Genomic DNA, 17,454 nt, shown 5'->3' with positions numbered 1-17,454 from the left:
TATACATTCTGTGCAATTCATATATTGTGTCGATTATATATAACTATTGGAGAAACGTCAAGCATATTTTGCAATTTGGGACAAGGGAACAGGTACCTTGTCCCGCTCGGGAAAACCGCTAAAAGCTTAATTTTTTTGACACAAAGGAATATCAAAGAAAAATTTAAATGGATTTCAAATTTGAGAAAACGATACAGTAATTGTTCCCCCAATAATAGTAGTAACAAGGAAAGGAGGAGAATATTAGTGGCAATGCCAACAATCAATACAAACATCAATAGCCTGTATTACACGAATCTGCAAAAAAAGAATCTGATATCTAAAAAGGCTGAAGCGAGTAAGCCAGAAACCGCAAAAACAAATCATATTGTTGATGTAAAAGCATAACATGTAATTCAAAATCGTTCACTTACATCTGGAGTCCTTATGATCGCACCCAAACTAGCGCTAGTCGCAAATAGCCCAGAACGACAGCTTCATAAAACATTTTTTTGATGGTCTCATCGTCATAAGGGCACAAGAATAGGACTTTTCAAGCCATATTCCATTCTTGACAGTTCCTATAAGTGGGACTATAATGAGTAAGTAAAAAATAGTATAGTCGTAAAACTGCATAAACAGTTATGCGGTAGGTGGATTTTCTGGGAATCTAAGTTTTCATTTCGCCACTCATCTCTTTATTAAGGGATGGGTGGCGTTTTTATTTTATACAACAGGAGGAGCTTGGATGATGGGACTTTGGAAATATTCGATTTTAATTTTTCTTGGTGGATGTTCATATGGCGTTGTTTCAACCTTTGTGAAGCTTGCATACCAAGATGGATTCATAGTCAGTGAGGTAACTGGCAGTCAATATTTTTGTGGAGCAGTTATGCTATGGATGGTAGCAGCCTTTGTTTCTAAGATAGCATTAACAGCAAGACAGTGGATGCTTCTTCTTATCAGCGGGATGCCAATGGGGTTAACAGGTATTTTTTATAATCAATCTCTTGGATATATTAATGCTTCTTTGGCAATCATTCTACTTTTGCAATTTATCTGGATAAGCCTTGGTTTACGGTATGTACTTGATAAGAATATTCCGAGCCGAAAAAACGTTATTGCGATTGGTGTTATACTTTCGGGTTCGGTCCTTGCTTCTGACGTTCTTAACAGCGGCATTTCTTTTTCCTGGATCGGAATACTATGGGGACTGTCTGCTGCGTTATCCTTTGCCGTCTTTATTTATGTGAGCGGACGTAGCAGCATTCCCGTTCATCCTATCTATAAAAGTGCAATTATGACGAGTGGAGCGGCAATCCTTGTTTTTGTACTGATGCCCCCGGCGTTTCTGTTTAATGGAGTACCTGAAAAGGGGCTTATTCGCTATGGGATTTTTACAGGACTCTTTGGGTCAGTGATTCCACCAATATTGTTCAATATTGGTATGCCTAAAGTGCGCAGTTTAGGTAATATCTTAAGTGCTTCAGAACTGCCAATGGCTGTACTTATGTCAACGCTGGTTCTCCGTGAAACTGTACACTTTTCACAATGGGTCGGCATTTTATTTATTCTCATAGGGATTATATATCCTAATTTAGAAAAAAAGCGACCTTCATCTGTCTATTTGGTACAAGAAAAATCGTAAAGGAACAGTTTCGAGTCATTCATTAGTAAAATGCAATATCCACGTAAGATCTAGTCTGCGCATAGATTATCCAACCCTCGGGTAATCTAAGGCTGATGATAAAAAAGGGAGGCGACTTCCGTGGATATTATTGACATGATCCATAACTCTACATTTGAATTATGGGGCTACCAGCTTACCGAGTGGCACATGAATCTCTTTACGGCTCGGTGGTGGCTTATCATTGTCAGCATCGCTATCGCATATGGTCTCTGGTGGAAGTATGTAGATAAGCGTCATTTAACGCAAATTCTCTTGTTTGGCTCCTTTATAGCGGTTTTCAGGTTAATTATGGATGATGCTGGCTCATCTGCCGCCCTTTGGGGCTACAGCGTAAAACCATTGCCTTTTGGCCAGGCATTGTTTTTGAACGATTTAACGATTGTGCCATTAGGATTTATGTTGGTATATCAATATTGCCGGTCGTGGAAAAAATTCTTCCTTTGGACCGTCATCATTGAAGCGGCTTACTCTTTTCTTCTTCTTCCCATGCTAGTAAAATTTGATATTCTTCGGTTGTACAATTGGCAGTATTACTACACCTTTTTTATTATGATAATCGTCGCAAGCGTGATGCGGGCGATCCTTCTTACTATTTTAAAAATAGAACAAAAACATGAGTTAGGATGTTCTAACAGCTCCTTAACACCATTGATGCAACCAGCAATGAAACCACTGGGCAAAGATAACAAGAATCAAAAGGAGTAAAAAGAGTATTGACGGTAGTTGCCACCAAGGTATGTGAGTTGATGGTATGTAAGAAAATATGGTATGCTTATTAACAACTAATTTTATATTCGATCGTTATAAAGCTGATCAGGATAAATGAAGGCTGGAGAACGTCCCTTGGGATGTTTCCAGCCTTTTGTTTATTTATCAAAATTCTTGCAGAAAGAAGGAAAAAGCCATGGCGATAAACCGATTTGATGTGGAAGGTAAATTATCTGTCCGCATCACTCAGATTACAGTACCAAGTTTTAAACAACTGGCGGATTTAGCGGTGCAGCATCAAGCAATTGACTTAGGGGGCGGTAAGCCGGATTTTCCAGCGAATGCAGAGTTTAAAGATGCTGCGATACAGGCGATTCAAGATGATTTGAATCAATATGCTCCATCCCAGGGAATAACAGAATTACGACAGGGAATTTCTAAGAGATTGCAGCAAAAAACACAAGTGAACTTTGATGCTGAGCTGGAAATTACTATCTGCAGCGGTGTTACAGAAAGTATGGCCGCTGCACTCTTAGCTGTCATTGATCCAGGGGATGAAGTGATTGTATTGGTACCTGCCTTTGCAGCATATGCTGCAGATGTACAGTTGTGTGGTGGAAAACCTGTTTATGTAGAATTGACACAGCCGGATTTTCGATTGGAAAAAGAAAAAGTGGAAGCTGTGATTACAGAGCGTACAAAAGCAATTATTTTTAATTCACCAATGGCTTCTCAAAAGTCTACAGTGTTACAGGCTGGCGGCTGGGCTATGTCATTGCAACGCCGACTCTAACGAAAGGGATTCGAAAAGCGCATAATTATTTTCATTAAGTTCTGCATTGCCATTGCAAATGGGTATGGTAGAAGCGGTTGGCAGTGAAGAAAGTTACTACATTCAGTTGAGAAAAGACTATAGAAAACGGCTGGATATATTGAAAAAGGGATTTGATGAAATGGAAATCCCTTATCTGGCGCCAGAAGGAGGCTATTTTTTACTCGTTGATTTCTCGGGTTTCGGATGGAAGGATGATTTTGATTTCACGAAATATATAACAGAACATATTGGTGTATCAGCGCGGCCTTTATCTGGTTTTTATTCCAATGAAACTTTAACAAAGCAAAGTGTTTGGCTGCGATTTGCATTTTGCAAGGAAGAAGAAGTATTAAAGGAAGCCATAGAAAGATTTAAAAAAATAAAATGGCAGCAATGCTGATAAGCTTAGGCACAATTTTTACAATTATCAAAATTGTGCCTTTTAATGGAATAAACTTTCTAATTGACAATGATTATTGATGGTTATATATTTAATTTAAAGCTAGTCATTCAGTTCGAAAGGAGTGATTATAATGGCGAATAGCTATTGTCACGACGGATATTGTGAATCAACAAGGAAAGAAGATCCCAATGAGAGCTTTAATAAGAAAGTCATAATTGGCGGTTATATCTTATTCCTGATTGCTTTAACAGCAATTGTATTGTATGGGGTATCTATAGGAGTTTATATAGATCCTGCAGCTTTAAATTAATTTTAATCCTCGCACTTCCTAGAAAGAAGTGTGAGGATATTTTATTTTTCGGGTTCGGAATATTGGGGAATGATTCTAATGAGTTATCTTCTTATCACAACGTAAAAACAGAAGGCGTTGAGTTTTATGTAAGCTGGAATATAGAGTTGGCCATGTATCGTATGACTATATGATAGTTCCATTTTTGGAAGATATGAATTTGAAAGATATCCAGATTAAAAAGAGTTAAGGGTATGCTATTTTGCATACCCTTAACTCTTTTACAAATAAAACCAAAAGCCGTTGGTTATCTCCAATAGGCTTTTGGCATAATGATTTTTGGGAGAGCGAACGACTCTCCCAAAAGCTGAATAGGGGAGGTGAAACCATGTGGATTTCTCCACGAGAGATTATTTGGTTAATTATTGCACTAACAATAATTGTTTTACGACCAGATAAAATCACTATTCTACTGAGGTAGCCTCCGCTATCCATAGCAACCGTTCCTGTTTGCAGCAGGAACGGTTGCTTGTTTAGTATAGTCTTATTATACTCAGTTTTATGCCGATTGTAAAATAATATAATATCGCTATTTTTTTATCGATTATGTTAATCAATATGATATTGATTAACACTCTTTATTATCAGATGATAGCCAATGCATTTTAGATTTAGGTAAAAAAGTGACTAATCTGTAACAATGCTGTTACATTAGTGGATTACAATATAAATAGTAATACTAGATAGGGGGGGATTTCTCATGAAAAGCATAGTTAAAAAAATAGCTATATTGTCAATGGCAGGTATGATGCAAATCGGATTGGGTACATCGTTAATAGAAGCTTCACCGTTACATATTGAACCATCCTCTGTGCAGCAGCAGGATAATCGAAATCAGATTGAAAATGAAAGACATGAGCGTGAGATAAAGAGACGTCCAAATGAGAGTGAGCGGGAATGGCATAAACGTCAGGAACTTGAAAAGCAAAGGCACAAAGATAATCTAAGATAAAGTGTCTATCTTCTTGATTAGAAAGATTGTGAGAATGAATCACTTGATGGGAAAAGAAGCGGAGAAAATCGTTTACGATTTTTCCCGCTTCTTTTTCTGCTTTGCATCCCAGAATACGATTTCCAGAGATGCTTTGATTTTTTCTATATCTTCCTTTGTCAATGGTATACCATTAAATAGGATTTCTGGCTGTTCTAGGAATCTCCCTAGATCCTTGGTGTTTCTTTCTTCTTTTGAGTGGATTAGGGGAGTATCACGACCTAGAAGGTAGTCAACAGTTACATTGTAAATTCCAGCAAGCTTATTCAAGGTATCTGTATCGGGGTCTCTGTCACCGCGTTCATAATTTGATAATGCCTGGCTGGTTATACCGATAAGCGGAGCAACATCAATTTGTTTTAAGTTCTTTAATTGTCTAGCTTCACGCAATCTTTGACCAAGCATTGTCTCACATCCTCATTGTAATTGTAGCATTTTTAAACGTAATGAAAACATAGTTAAACAAAACGTGTAAAAATTATTGACTTAAACGTAACATTTATATATAATAAAAATTAATTAAACGTTTTGTTTAAAAATATACAAAAACTCTATCTACGGAGGTGAAATGGATTTACTTTTCTAAAAGTATTCATAAAGATTACGAAATGATTATGAAAGTTCATAATGGAGGGGATTGTTATGAAGTTCTTGCACAATTATATCAAAGATCAATTTGTAAGAAATCTGGTAGAAGAATTAGATAGCTTTATCGATGATCGACGCACTAGGGCTTTTCGGCAGTTTTATAAAACCGCGGAATATCAAAAGATGGCGGCAGAGATTGAAAGGTTTCGAGAACAACTTAGTTCACTTAACGCAGAGTTGTTAGAGCAGTATGAAACGGTCGTATTACAAGAGCAAAACTATATCAGCACTCATGAATATCTCCAAGGGGTACTTGATGGCATCGCCCTGCGGAATGTATTTTATAGTTTACATGTAAATGAATCAACAAAGTAAAGTCATAAAACTTGGAGAGCTAAGCTTCACAGAGTTTTCGTTTTCTTCTTGATAGCCTAAATTTCCAAGGTCAACGTTAGATGCAGAGAGCACAGAGATTCACAAAGAATACAGATCGAAGGGTGTATCTAGCAATACATCTTTCGATCTATTTGTCATTGTTCGCAATGACAGAGAGATAAAGCAAACGGTTGAAATGCGAAGACGCTTACGTATACGAAGGCGGATTTTAATTTTTCTCTGCACATCTCTGTGTCCTTTGTGTTTAACGTTCTACATAAGCAGAAGCCGTGATTTTGTCATAGTCTCGTCACAAATGTATAGTATCATATTGTTTGCTTGTGTCAAAATTATTATCGATGAGGAGTGCTTGTTTTGAAAAACAGAAAGATTTTCCTGCTAATTCTCGGTTCTTTTCTTTTCGTGAACTTGTTTTATTTTAACACTGCGGGGGCAACAGCCAAGTACCTTATTTCTGGGAAAATAACGGATTCAAATTTGCGGCCAATTGATGGAGCAAAAGTAGTATTCGAAATGGAGGGCGGCTTGAAAGGGATACAAATTGCAAAGACTGACAATCGAGGTAATTATACAATTTCTTTGCCAGCAACAAACAAAACATATTGGGTAACGATAGGTAAAGAAAGATACAAAACATACCGCGGAAAAATTTATTTGAAAGATGGCAGTGATAACTTTAATTTCGTTTTACATAAATAAAAAATAACTTAACCTATGTCTTTATTCTACCCTTTTGGGGCTGATATTTTACAATTTGAAATTTTCTGCAGGATCATAGAATCCTGGAAAAAGGAGAGCTAGCTTTATAAAAGGCATTAGCTCTCTTGTTTTCTTTTGTAGTAGCTACAGGAGGTGTAATTTCTTGGAGGGATTGAAAAAAACTTCTTTCTATGAATACTTTCTCTGTGCAATCCTATCGTGTAGGACTTTTCCCTTCTTATACCGAATGTTACTGCTTATAGCAGATACAAAGTAAGAGGTGAAACATAAGGTGAAGCTTCGTTTAATAATAGGAAGGGCTGGGGCTGGTAAGACCCAGTATTGTTTAGAGGAAATGGGACAGATGCTGGCAGCATCACCGGAAGGCCGGTCCATGATCATGATCTTGCCGGAGCATGCTACCTTTCAGGTGGAGCATGAGCTGGCATCCAATCCTGACATTGCTGGCTTTACGAGGGCCTATGTCTTTGGTTTTCGCCGTTTGGCGCATCGGATTTTAATGGAAACGGGTGGTGCGGTTCGTCCTCATATTACGGAACTGGGGAAACGAATCGTATTGAATAAATTGCTGCATGATCATCAAGCAGATTTTAAGATCTTTCATCGGGCGGCTGCCCAGCGAAGTTTTGCCGATATTTTAGTCAGCATGATTCAGGAATTTAAAGCCTATGGTGTATCACCAGAGTCTTTGGCGGAAGTGGAAGAACAGTGTTCGGATTTGCCGATTGGTGATAAACTGCATGATTTAGCCTTAGTATATCAAGGTTTTGAGAACTTTTTGCAAGGGCGTTATACAGATCCTGAAGACTATCTCACTTTGCTGGCGGAGAAGATTCCTCAGTCTGCTATTTTGCATCAGGCCGAGGTGTGGATTGATGGTTTTACGTGGTTTAATCCTCAAGAAGCAGGTGTGGTGGCACAGCTATTGCAGAATGCTGCCAGTGTAACCATTACCTTGTGTTTGGCAGATGCGAAGTCTGGCGAGCAGGCAAGTGAGACAGCCTTGTTTCATCGCCAGTGGGATACACGGCGGAAGCTATTGGACATGGCAAGGAAAATGGGAGCAGAGGTTGAGGAAGTGGAACTAGTTCAGACTAAGCGCTTTAGCGCTCCACTTCTTGGTCATATAGAAGAGCAGTTATTTACCTTTCCTTCTATGGTTTGGACGGGAGAAGTACGAGGCGTAGTGGTAACAGAGGCTGCCAATCGTCGGGTAGAAATCGAGGGTATGGCAAGAGATATGCTGCGTTTAAGCCGGGAGGAAGGCTATCGCTGGCGGGATATTGGGGTTTTGCTTCGGAATGGGGATAGTTACGCTGAACTTGTAGAAACAGTGCTGGCTGATTATGAGATACCTTTTTTCAGTGATCGCAAACGTCAGCCGGTACATCATCCCTTAGCAGAATTATTGCGTTCTGTTTTAGAAGTGATCACGGAAAGGTGGAGTTATGATCCGCTGTTTCGCTGTTTTAAGACAGATTTATTTGATTTGTCCCGGGATGACATTGATAAATTGGAAAACTACGTATTGGAGTTTGGGATTCGCGGTACAAAATGGACCAATGGTCAGCCCTGGACGTTTATTCGTCGTTTTTCCTTAGGGGAAGATGAGGAATTGAATGAAGTGCAGCAAGAGCAGCTGCAATCTATTAATGAGATACGGATGAAAGCCTCCGCGCCCCTGATTGTCTTTGAGCAGCAGATGAAAGCTGCAACTACGGTACTGGCGATGACGACGGCCCTATATGAATTTCTAGTGGGGCTGATGGTGCCTGAAAAACTGGAAGTGTGGGCGGTTCATGCCGAAGAAACCGGAGATCTGGAGCAGGCACGGGAGCATCGTCAGCTATGGGACCAAGTCATTCAGTTAATGGAACAACTGGTGGAAATCTGTGGAACAGAAGAAATGAAAGTCGCCGATTATGGAATTATGCTCAGTGAAGGCTTGGAAGGACTGACCCTCAGTCTCATACCTCCTGGACTTGATTATGTTACTGTTTCTCCCATGGAGCAGACCAGCTTGGTAAACATTCGGAGTATTTATATCCCTGGCGTAAATGATGGGGTATTGCCTATGCGTGGTCGCGGCGAGGGTTTATTAACGGATGCCGAGCGAGGTCAGATGAGCCAGCTGGGACTGGAATTAGCACCCGGTTCTCAATCGGATTCTTTTGCAGAACGGTTTCTGGTTTATACAGCTTTAACGAGGGCGAGAGACTATTTGTGGCTGAGTTATCCTCTGGCAGATGAAGAAGGCAAGGGGCTAAGCCCTTCCCTTTTGATCAAACGGGTGCGGGAATTGGCAGACGTACCCTTTCATTCCTTGCCTGTAGAACCTGTGCCGGGAAGTGAACGACAATATATCGCCCATGGGAAACGCAGTATTTCCTCTTTGGCGGCTGTGCTCCGCAGCTACAAGAGCGGTGAGGCAATTGCCAGTGTGTGGTGGGATGTTTATAACTGGGCGATACAGCATCAGGGACTGGAGTGGTATGTGCAGCGAGCGGTAGCAGGATTGTTTCATCACAACCAGGTAGAGCCCCTGCCAGGAAATTTGGCGAGACGTTTATATCCGAAGAAGAATAAACTTAGGGGCAGCGTCACCCGTTTTGAATCCTATCAGGCTTGTCCCTTCAAGCACTTTGCTCAATATGGACTTAGTCTTAAGGAACGAGCGGTTTTTCGACTGCAGGCTCCTGACTGGGGACAGTTTTTGCATGCTGCTCTCAAAGGATTTGGCGACAGCCTGCAAGAGGCCGGGCGGGATTGGGGCAGTATGAGCGAAGGGGAGTACAAGGAAATTGTCAATCAAGTGGTAGAAGAACTGGCCCCAAAACTGCAAAATGAGATTTTATTAAGTTCGGAGCAGCACAAGCATTTGGTGGGCAGGCTGAAGCGGACGGTGACTCGTGCAGTGCGTCGTCTGGTGGAATTTGACAGAGTAAGTACCTTTAAACCCATGGCAATGGAAAAGTCATTTGGCCGGGGGGATGATGCGCTGCCGCCTCTCGTTTATATGCTGCCTGATGATATTTCCTTGGAAATAGTGGGACAGATTGATCGTTTGGATGTTGCCGATTTAGAAGGCAAGAAATATATGCTCATCATTGATTATAAGTCAGGGGGCGCTTGGCTGAAATTGGTGGATGTATATTATGGACTGCGGCTGCAGTTATTAACCTATCTATTGGTAGCGAGTAAGGCATATGAAGATTGTCTGCCCGCAGGAGTGCTGTATTATTTTTTAAAGAATCCGAACTTATCCGATAAGATAAAATTAGGCGCAGATGAAATCTGCAAAAAAATCAATGGTCTTTTGAAGATGCCCGGCTGGGTGTTAGCAGATTCTCAGGTCATACGGCTATTGGATCAAAGCATTGATGGCTATTCTGAATTCTTGAAGGTCGCCTTGAAAAAGGATGATACCTTTTATAGCAATTGCTTGTCTTATGTCAAAGAGCCGGAAGAATTTCAATTGTTACTCCGTCACGTAGAGAAGAAATTAGTGGATACAGCACGGGAGATTATGGAGGGAAACATTGCAATTAGTCCGTATGCCTTAGATAAACGAACGCCATGCGGATTTTGTCAGTATAGTTCAGTGTGTCAGTTTGACAGTTTATTGCCGGAAAATCAATACCGCAGACTGGCAAAGCCGGACGAGAGCAGTATTATGGGGAAAATTGTCCAAGGGCAGGAGGTGAAACCTGATGAGTTGGTCTGAACAGCAGTTATTGGCAATTGAGACTCGCAATAAAAATATATTGGTAGCGGCAGCCGCTGGATCGGGTAAAACTTCTGTATTGGTTGAGCGGATCATTTCCCGTATATTGGATAAAGACCAGCCAATTGATGTGGATAAGGTACTAGTCGTTACATTTACCAATGCGGCGGCAGCTGAAATGCGGGGAAGAATCGGCTCGGCGTTGAATGAAGCCCTGAAGAAACAGCCTCGTTCTGAGCATATTCAGCGGCAGCTGGCACTGTTAAATTCCTCCGCTATTTCAACCATCCATGCTTTTTGTCAAAACATTGTACGGCAGAATTTTCATCTCTTAGATTTAGATCCTCAGTTTCGCATTGGGGGTCAGGCAGAAGTGACGATTATGAAGACCGAAGTTTTAGAAGCCCTCTTTGAGAGCAAATATGCTCAAGGAGATGAGACGTTTTTGGATCTGGTGGAACACTACGGGGATGAGCAGAGTGATGATTCTTTGTATCAGCTGGTGTTAGGGTTATATAACTTTTCCCAGAGTCATCCGTGGCCAGAAGACTGGCTGGCTGATCTTTCTAAGCGTTTTGCCTTGCCGGAAGGGACAAGGGTTGATCAAACACCTTGGTCTCAGTTGATCCGGGAGAAGATCATATTGGATTTGGAACAGGCAGGTCAGCAGCTGGATGCTCTTTGCCTGGAAGCAGGAAAGTCAGGCGGCGTGGAAGCCTACGTAGATACCTTCATGGCGGATCGGGCCGTTCTAGATGAAGTACTGTCTGCAGCTGCTCATTCCTGGGAACGGCTGGCTGATGCAATAGCCAGTTGTAAGTTTGAGAAGATTGCTGCTGTACCCAAAGGAACGGATGAGTCGCTGAAAAAATATTTTCAGCGGGGCAGGCAGAAGGTAAAGGATAAAGTCAATGACTGCAAGGTGCACTTTTTTGATCGTCCGGCAGAAGAACTATTGGCAGATATGCGGCTCATTGCCCCGGTGGTGGAGACCTTAGGCAAATTGGTCATTGAGTTTGGTCAGGAATTTGCCAAAATGAAGCGCAGCAAGGATGTATTGGATTTCAATGATTTGGAGCATTTCTGTTTAGAAATATTGCTTGCACCAACAAGCCGGTCAGGGGAGATCGAACCTTCTTCTGTTGCCATAGAACTGCAGGAGCGTTATGCAGAAGTGATGGTTGATGAATACCAGGATACCAATGGAGTGCAGGAAACCATTCTGCGTTTGGTAGCCAGCAGTACCCAGCCTAATTTATTTTTAGTTGGGGATGTAAAGCAGAGCATCTATCGTTTCCGTTTAGCTGAACCAGAATTGTTTATGGAAAAGTATCGTCACTATCCTACAGCTGGCAGCGGATATACCCGCATCGATCTGTCTCAGAATTTTCGCAGCCGGGCAGGGGTGCTGCACGCTGTCAATTTTCTCTTTGTGCAGCTCATGGCACCGCGAATTGGAGAATTGGAGTATGGGGAAGCAGAAAAACTCAATCCTGGTCCTGATTATCCGGAGGAGCCGGGGATTTTATTAGAAGGACCTGTAGAGTTGTGCATTGTGGATCGGGATGAGGCCCAAGAACCGATGGATCTTCCCGAAGGGGAAATGGATAATGGTGAGGGCGTAGAATCCCCCGATGGTCCTGCGGCCGAGCTGATGGAAGAAGCAGAACTCAGTGGGTTTGAGCTAGAGGCACGTTTGATTGCGAAAAAGATGGCTGAATATATGACAGGCAGTTATCGAGTGTATGATAAAAGTTTAAAACAATATCGCAATCTCGCTTGGCGTGATATTGTTATTTTACTCCGGTCAGTAAAGGGCAAGGCGAATGTCATGCTGGATGTACTGCGAAAGGCAGGCATACCAGCTTATGCCGAACTGGATGCCGGCTATTTTAGAGAAATTGAAGTGCAGATCATGGTAGCGTTATTAAGTGTAATTGACAATCCGCGTCAGGATATTGCCTTGGCGGCGGTGCTGCGTTCACCCTTAGTGGGTTTTACGACGGAAGAGTTGGCAGAAGTTCGTTTGTGCTGCCCGGGAGAAGAGTTGTGGAGCGCCTTGAGCTATGAGATAGAGCAGGAAAGCATAGACGAAAAGACGCAGAAGAAATTAGCAGCCTTTGTGAGGCAGTTTGAAAAATGGCGTAATTTGTCTCGGCGCAAGGGTGTACCTGAACTGATCTGGCAGATTTATCGGGATACCGGGTACTATGATTATGTAGGCGGCATGCCGGGTGGAATGCTGCGGCAAGCAAATTTGCGGGCGCTGTATGATCGGGCTCGTCAATATGAATCGACAAATTTTCGCGGTTTATTTCGCTTTTTGCGCTTTGTCGAGCGGATGCAGGACAAAGGTTCTGACCTTGCCGTTGCCAGGGCTTTGGGAGAAAGTGAAGATGTGGTACGAATTATGAGTATCCACAAGAGTAAAGGGCTGGAATTCCCTCTGGTATTTGTGGCTGATTTAGGCAAGAACATCAATTTGCAGGATAGTAAAGCCCTGGTACTGAGTCACAAAATATTAGGGGTGGGTCCTTATGTGACCAATCCGGAACTGCGTTTTCGGTATCCCACTTTAGCAAGGCATGGCATTCGTCATAAGCTCATCATGGAAACCAAGGCGGAGGAGCTGCGCATTCTCTACGTAGCCTTAACAAGGGCGAGGGAAAAACTGATTCTCGTAGGTTCTGTGAGCAAGCTGGCGAAAAAGGCGGCAGGATGGTGTCAATATACGGATCGTCTTCAGCCTACTCTGCCAGATGCAATGATTGCAGGGGCTGGCAATTATTTGGATTGGCTATGTCCCGCTGTGGCACGGCATGAGGGGGGAGCACTTCTTCGAGAATATGGGGAATGTGAACAAGAGCCCAGCCACATTTTTGCTGATGATCTGTCAGCGTGGAAGGTGGATATTTATTCCCGCAGCCAATTGCTGGAGGCGGGTGAAGAGCAGTCTGAAACGACTACATTGTTAGAAAATATCCGTACCCTGCAGCCTGTTGAGGGGGGCGAAGATTTTGTCTGGGTAGAGAAAACCTTAGGTTGGCAGTACGCTTATCAGCATATTGTGGGCAAACCTGCTAAATTGTCTGTGACGGAAATCAAACGGCGTTTTGATACAGAGGTGGAAGAAAGCAGCAGCCAGCCAATCTTTGCTAAGAAATCCATTGCTCTGCGTCCTAGGTTCATTCAGCAGTCAGTGGGGCTTACGGGTGCAGAACGAGGCACGTTAATGCATAGTATCATGCAGCAGATGGATTTACAGGGGAATTTGTCTGAGTCTGGTATCAAAGAGCAAATCACAGCGATGGTGAAGAAGGAAATGATCTTGCCGGAACATGCTGAAATTGTGGATATTAAAGGCGTGGCAGCCTTTTTCCAAAGTAGTCTTGGTCAGCGCTTATGCGCTTCACCGAAAGTACGACGAGAATTGCCCTTTAGTCTGGTTCTTCCTGCTGAGAAATTTTATGATGATATGGTAGGGGCGGGAGAAGGTATTTTCATTCAAGGAATTCTCGATGTATTGTTTGATGAGGCGGATGGTTTGGTGTTAGTGGATTATAAGACGGATTGGGTGACTGATAGCAGTGAATTAATTGACCGTTATTCGGTGCAGCTCAATCTGTATGCAGAAGCTGTAGAGAAAATTTTTAAACAGCCGGTAATCGAAAAATATTTATACGTATTTAGCACAAAAGAAGCTGTCAGGATTTGACAGCTTCTTTTTAGGCGTTTCAGAAATTATAAATATAAGTACTTTTTAATGCCATGATCAAGAAAAGCCATCCTAAATAAAAAATGCGTGGGGGAAAAATAATTTAACCGCAGAGACGCAGAGAACACAGAGAAAAGATAGGGTAAAAATCCCTCTCAGCGTCCTCTGCGTCTCTGCGGTTAAATCGTTCTATTCCTAGCAAGGGAGAGATTAGTGCTCGCAATGACAATGTGATTAAGAGCGCTTCCATCATCTGGGCCAGTACATAATAATCAGGACGCCTGCCAGTGAAATGAGGCCGCCAATAATATCAAATCGATCTGGGGGAATTTTATCAATGCCCCACCCCCAAAGAATGGAAAGTACGATAAAAACGCCTCCATAGGCAGCGTACACCCGACCAAAGCTGGCTGGCTGTAATGTAGGGATGACGCCGTATAACACTAGAATAATAGCGCCCCACACTGCATAGCTAATTCCTTTTCCCTCCCGCAGCCAAAGCCATATTAAATAACCGCCGCCGATTTCAAATAAACCAGCCAAGATAAAATAGCCTGCAGATTTTAAAACCTCCATCATTGTCCTCCTTGAGCGTATTGATAATTGTTTTCATTATAGCACAATGTCAAATGATTCCTCTGATAAAGTATACTGTATAAATGCTGTATAGGGGAAGCAATGCCGCTTTTAAGATGATATAATACAGAAATAATAACATATAATAAAGACGAAAACTATAACGAATGCAGTGAATTACAATTTTACTGCATAGAAAAAGAACGTATGTGCACTGTGAAAATACTTTAAGTGAGGGGAAGAAACATGTCTTATCAAGTACAAGATTTTGACCATCTTTTAGGAATGCAAGGCTTTAGTGAAACCTTACTGCACCATCATTTTGCCTTGTATCATGAACTTGTGGAAAATCGGAATCGAATTGCAGCCAACCTTGAAGGATTAGCAGCACAAGGACAGGAAGACACCCCTGAGTATGCGAGTCTTAAGCGTTGTTTGAGCTGGCAATCGAATGATATGCGTTTGCATGAACTGTATTTTGAAAACTTAGGCGGTCAGAGCGAGATGAATCGTAGATCCTGTTTAATCGAAAAATTGACCGAGAATTTTGGCAGCTATAAGACATGGGCAGAAGATTTTAAGACGACTGCAAGTATTCCTGGTGTTGGCTGGGCCGTATTGTGTCAGGATCACAGCAGTGGTAAATTAAATAATCTTTGGCTTGATGAACATCAGGCTGAGATTCCCGCAGATTATAAGCCGTTGTTAGTATTAGATGCCTGGGAACATTCGTATATGATGGATTTTGGTTTAAAAAGACCAGAGTATCTGGAAACTTTCTTTAAAAATATTGACTGGGATGTAGTTGATCGAAGATTAATTGTATAAGTGATGTCAAAAAGCTCAGGAATGTAGTATTCCTGAGCTTTTTTTAGAAAAGAGTGTATAAAGAGCGTTAAACGCAGAGGGCACAGAGATCCGCAGAGAACACAGAGAAGGATTTATTATCCTTCCAGCAAGACCTTGTTGGCAAACTGGCTGTTGTAAAGCTGTTCATAAAATCCTTGGTGTTCCAGCAGCTGCTGATGTTTTCCCTGTTCAATAATCGTTCCATTTTGCATCACCAAAATCAAATCCGCATCGCGGATAGTGGACAATCTGTGTGCAATTACGAAGCTGGTCCGCCCTTTCATCAGATTGCTCATTGCTTTTTGAATTTCAGCTTCCGTTTTCGTATCCACACTGGAGGTGGCTTCATCCAAAATCAAAATGGATGGATTAGCGAGAATGGCTCTGGCAATCGTCAAAAGCTGTTTTTGTCCCTGGGATATATTTGAGCCGTCCGCTTCCAATATCGTGTCGTAACCCTGGGGCAAGGTTCGGATAAAATGGTCGGCACGGGCGGCTTTGGCTGCGCTTACTACCTCATCTAGGCTGGCATCCAAACGCCCGTAGGCAATATTGTCCCTTATGCTGCCATGGAACAGCCAGGTATCCTGCAAAACCATCCCGAACATCCTTCGCAGGGATCTGCGGCTCATCTTTTTAATATCAACGCCATCAATGGCTATCGTTCCGCCCTGAAGCTCGTAAAATCGCATCAGCAGATTGACCAACGTGGTTTTTCCGGCTCCCGTAGGGCCTACAATAGCAATGGTATCGCCGGCATTCAGCTGGAGATTGATGTCGTTCATCAAAACGACATCATCCCTATAGCCAAATTTTACATGTTTAAAGGTGACCTTGCCCTTCGGGCTTTTCAGCGGCTCGTCAAGAACTTGCTCCGGTCTTTCTTCTTCTTCATCCATAACCTCAAATATACGCTCTGCCGACGCCACGGCGGATTGCAGCATATTCAGGATATAGGAAATTTCGGTCATCGGCTCCGAGCAGTTGCCCACATACCGTAGAAAGGCCAGTATATTGCCCAGCGACATTGTTCCCTGGACGGCAAAGATGCCGCTGACTACTGCAATGATTACATAGCCGATTCGGCCTAAGAAGCGGATCAGGGGATCAATGGCATAGACGGAAAACTGTGCCTTTCTGTTGGCATCATACAGCTTTTCATTGGCAGCCTGAAAGGCTTTTAGTGTATCCGACTCCTTGCTGAAGGCTTTAATGATAAGCTGGCCTGTATATATTTCCTCAATTTTGCCGTTGAGTTCACCAAGGTTTTTTTGGTTATCAGCAAAATATCCCTCTATTTTATGTGAGAACCTTGTGGTTACAAATAGGGAGAGTCCCAGTGTTGTAATGACAATGCTGGTAAGGATCGGGCTGATAAACGTCATAATGATAAGGGAGGCAAAAATAGTAACGACTGAGGTAATAAATTTTATCAGTCCCTCCTGCAAGCTGTCTGCAATTCGCTCAATATCATTGGTGACACGGCTTAATAGATCTCCCTTCGAGTGAGAATCGAAATACTTGAGCGGCAGGCGGTTAAGTTTGCCGCTTAATTCCTTGCGCATACTGAGCGTTAGCTGCTGCGACACGCTGGCCATTATATATTCCTCAAAATAATTAAATAACGAAGTGGCTAGATAAATAAGCAGCAGAATGCCGATGGTACCGCCCATTGTATTAATACTGACCTGAAATGCTGTTTCTGCTGCAGCAGCTGACTTGATTCCTTCGTATAGCTGGTCCACAGCCTTTCCCATTACCAAAGGAGCCGCAATCGACAGAGCGGCGCTGATCAGTACGGAAAGCAAGATCAGCAAGAGCTTTCCTCTCTGCCTTGCAAGCAGCTTAATTAAGCGAATCGTTGCTGCCTTTACATTTTTGGCTCTTTCAATTGCATCATCAAAAGTGTTATCTGTTGATTCTATGAGTTGATTAGTAGAATTTTCCATAGT

16 protein-coding genes are annotated in these 17,454 nt (G+C 42.4%); 13 read left to right on the top strand and 3 right to left on the bottom strand.

Going from position 1 to position 17,454, the window contains the following annotated elements:
• Positions 1–246: 246 nt before the first annotated feature.
• From FR7_RS24010 to FR7_RS22720, 8 genes are all read left to right on the top strand, one after another.
• Positions 247–387, top strand: coding sequence for a hypothetical protein (locus FR7_RS24010; RefSeq protein ID WP_007935772.1), 141 nt, complete (start codon positions 247–249; stop codon positions 385–387).
• Positions 388–727: 340 nt separating this feature from the next.
• Complete coding sequence (locus FR7_RS22745; protein WP_007935770.1) at positions 728–1,627, top strand: EamA family transporter; 900 nt, start codon at positions 728–730, stop codon at positions 1,625–1,627.
• Positions 1,628–1,747: 120 nt separating this feature from the next.
• On the top strand, positions 1,748–2,374 hold the full coding sequence (locus FR7_RS22740; RefSeq protein ID WP_007935765.1) for a CBO0543 family protein: 627 nt from the start codon (positions 1,748–1,750) through the stop codon (positions 2,372–2,374).
• A 199-nt stretch (positions 2,375–2,573) separates the two neighbouring features.
• The gene (locus tag FR7_RS22735) at positions 2,574–3,170 is read left to right on the top strand and encodes a pyridoxal phosphate-dependent aminotransferase (RefSeq protein WP_007935763.1); all 597 of its coding nucleotides are present in this window, start codon (positions 2,574–2,576) and stop codon (positions 3,168–3,170) included.
• Positions 3,140–3,208: a hypothetical protein gene (locus tag FR7_RS24695; RefSeq protein ID WP_139181583.1), complete on the top strand. Its 69-nt coding sequence runs from the start codon at positions 3,140–3,142 to the stop codon at positions 3,206–3,208. The genes FR7_RS22735 and FR7_RS24695 overlap by 31 nt, the downstream gene beginning before the upstream one ends.
• A gap of 8 nt (positions 3,209–3,216) precedes the next feature.
• A complete protein-coding gene (locus FR7_RS22730) occupies positions 3,217–3,591 on the top strand; it encodes an aminotransferase class I/II-fold pyridoxal phosphate-dependent enzyme (protein WP_269085747.1) in 375 nt (124 codons plus the stop codon).
• Between the two features lie 133 nt (positions 3,592–3,724).
• Positions 3,725–3,904 (top strand): hypothetical protein, encoded by a 180-nt coding sequence (locus tag FR7_RS22725; protein ID WP_007935759.1) that lies wholly within the window; start codon positions 3,725–3,727, stop codon positions 3,902–3,904.
• Between the two features lie 739 nt (positions 3,905–4,643).
• Complete coding sequence (locus tag FR7_RS22720; RefSeq protein ID WP_007935756.1) at positions 4,644–4,895, top strand: hypothetical protein; 252 nt, start codon at positions 4,644–4,646, stop codon at positions 4,893–4,895.
• 72 nt (positions 4,896–4,967) lie between these two features.
• On the opposite strand, the gene FR7_RS22715 is transcribed toward FR7_RS22720, so the two are convergent.
• A complete protein-coding gene (locus FR7_RS22715; protein WP_007935754.1) occupies positions 4,968–5,339 on the bottom strand; it encodes a helix-turn-helix domain-containing protein in 372 nt (123 codons plus the stop codon).
• Between the two features lie 237 nt (positions 5,340–5,576).
• Here FR7_RS22715 and FR7_RS22710 point away from each other — a divergent pair, with 237 nt between their 5' ends.
• From FR7_RS22710 to addA, 4 genes are all read left to right on the top strand, one after another.
• Positions 5,577–5,897 (top strand): hypothetical protein, encoded by a 321-nt coding sequence (locus FR7_RS22710; RefSeq protein ID WP_007951114.1) that lies wholly within the window; start codon positions 5,577–5,579, stop codon positions 5,895–5,897.
• 375 nt (positions 5,898–6,272) lie between these two features.
• Positions 6,273–6,617 (top strand): carboxypeptidase-like regulatory domain-containing protein, encoded by a 345-nt coding sequence (locus FR7_RS22705; protein WP_007935751.1) that lies wholly within the window; start codon positions 6,273–6,275, stop codon positions 6,615–6,617.
• Between the two features lie 292 nt (positions 6,618–6,909).
• Positions 6,910–10,362 carry a helicase-exonuclease AddAB subunit AddB gene (gene addB, locus FR7_RS22700; protein ID WP_007935749.1) on the top strand — a complete coding sequence of 1,151 codons (3,453 nt, stop codon included), beginning with the start codon at positions 6,910–6,912 and terminating at the stop codon, positions 10,360–10,362.
• On the top strand, positions 10,349–14,077 hold the full coding sequence (gene addA, locus FR7_RS22695) for a helicase-exonuclease AddAB subunit AddA (protein WP_007951111.1): 3,729 nt from the start codon (positions 10,349–10,351) through the stop codon (positions 14,075–14,077). Before addB ends, addA begins: the two co-directional genes overlap by 14 nt.
• A gap of 249 nt (positions 14,078–14,326) precedes the next feature.
• On the opposite strand, the gene FR7_RS22690 is transcribed toward addA, so the two are convergent.
• Positions 14,327–14,653 carry a YnfA family protein gene (locus FR7_RS22690; protein ID WP_007935745.1) on the bottom strand — a complete coding sequence of 109 codons (327 nt, stop codon included), beginning with the start codon at positions 14,651–14,653 and terminating at the stop codon, positions 14,327–14,329.
• Between the two features lie 246 nt (positions 14,654–14,899).
• Here FR7_RS22690 and FR7_RS22685 point away from each other — a divergent pair, with 246 nt between their 5' ends.
• A complete protein-coding gene (locus FR7_RS22685) occupies positions 14,900–15,481 on the top strand; it encodes a superoxide dismutase (protein WP_007935744.1) in 582 nt (193 codons plus the stop codon).
• 116 nt (positions 15,482–15,597) lie between these two features.
• Here FR7_RS22685 and FR7_RS22680 read toward each other — a convergent pair whose 3' ends face one another.
• Complete coding sequence (locus tag FR7_RS22680; protein ID WP_007935742.1) at positions 15,598–17,451, bottom strand: ABC transporter ATP-binding protein; 1,854 nt, start codon at positions 17,449–17,451, stop codon at positions 15,598–15,600.
• Positions 17,452–17,454: the final 3 nt, after the last annotated feature.

Source organism: Pelosinus fermentans DSM 17108 (assembly GCF_000271485.2).
In the GTDB taxonomy this organism is placed as follows: domain Bacteria; phylum Bacillota; class Negativicutes; order DSM-13327; family DSM-13327; genus Pelosinus; species Pelosinus fermentans.
This window is presented reverse-complemented; position numbering and strand designations above follow the sequence as displayed.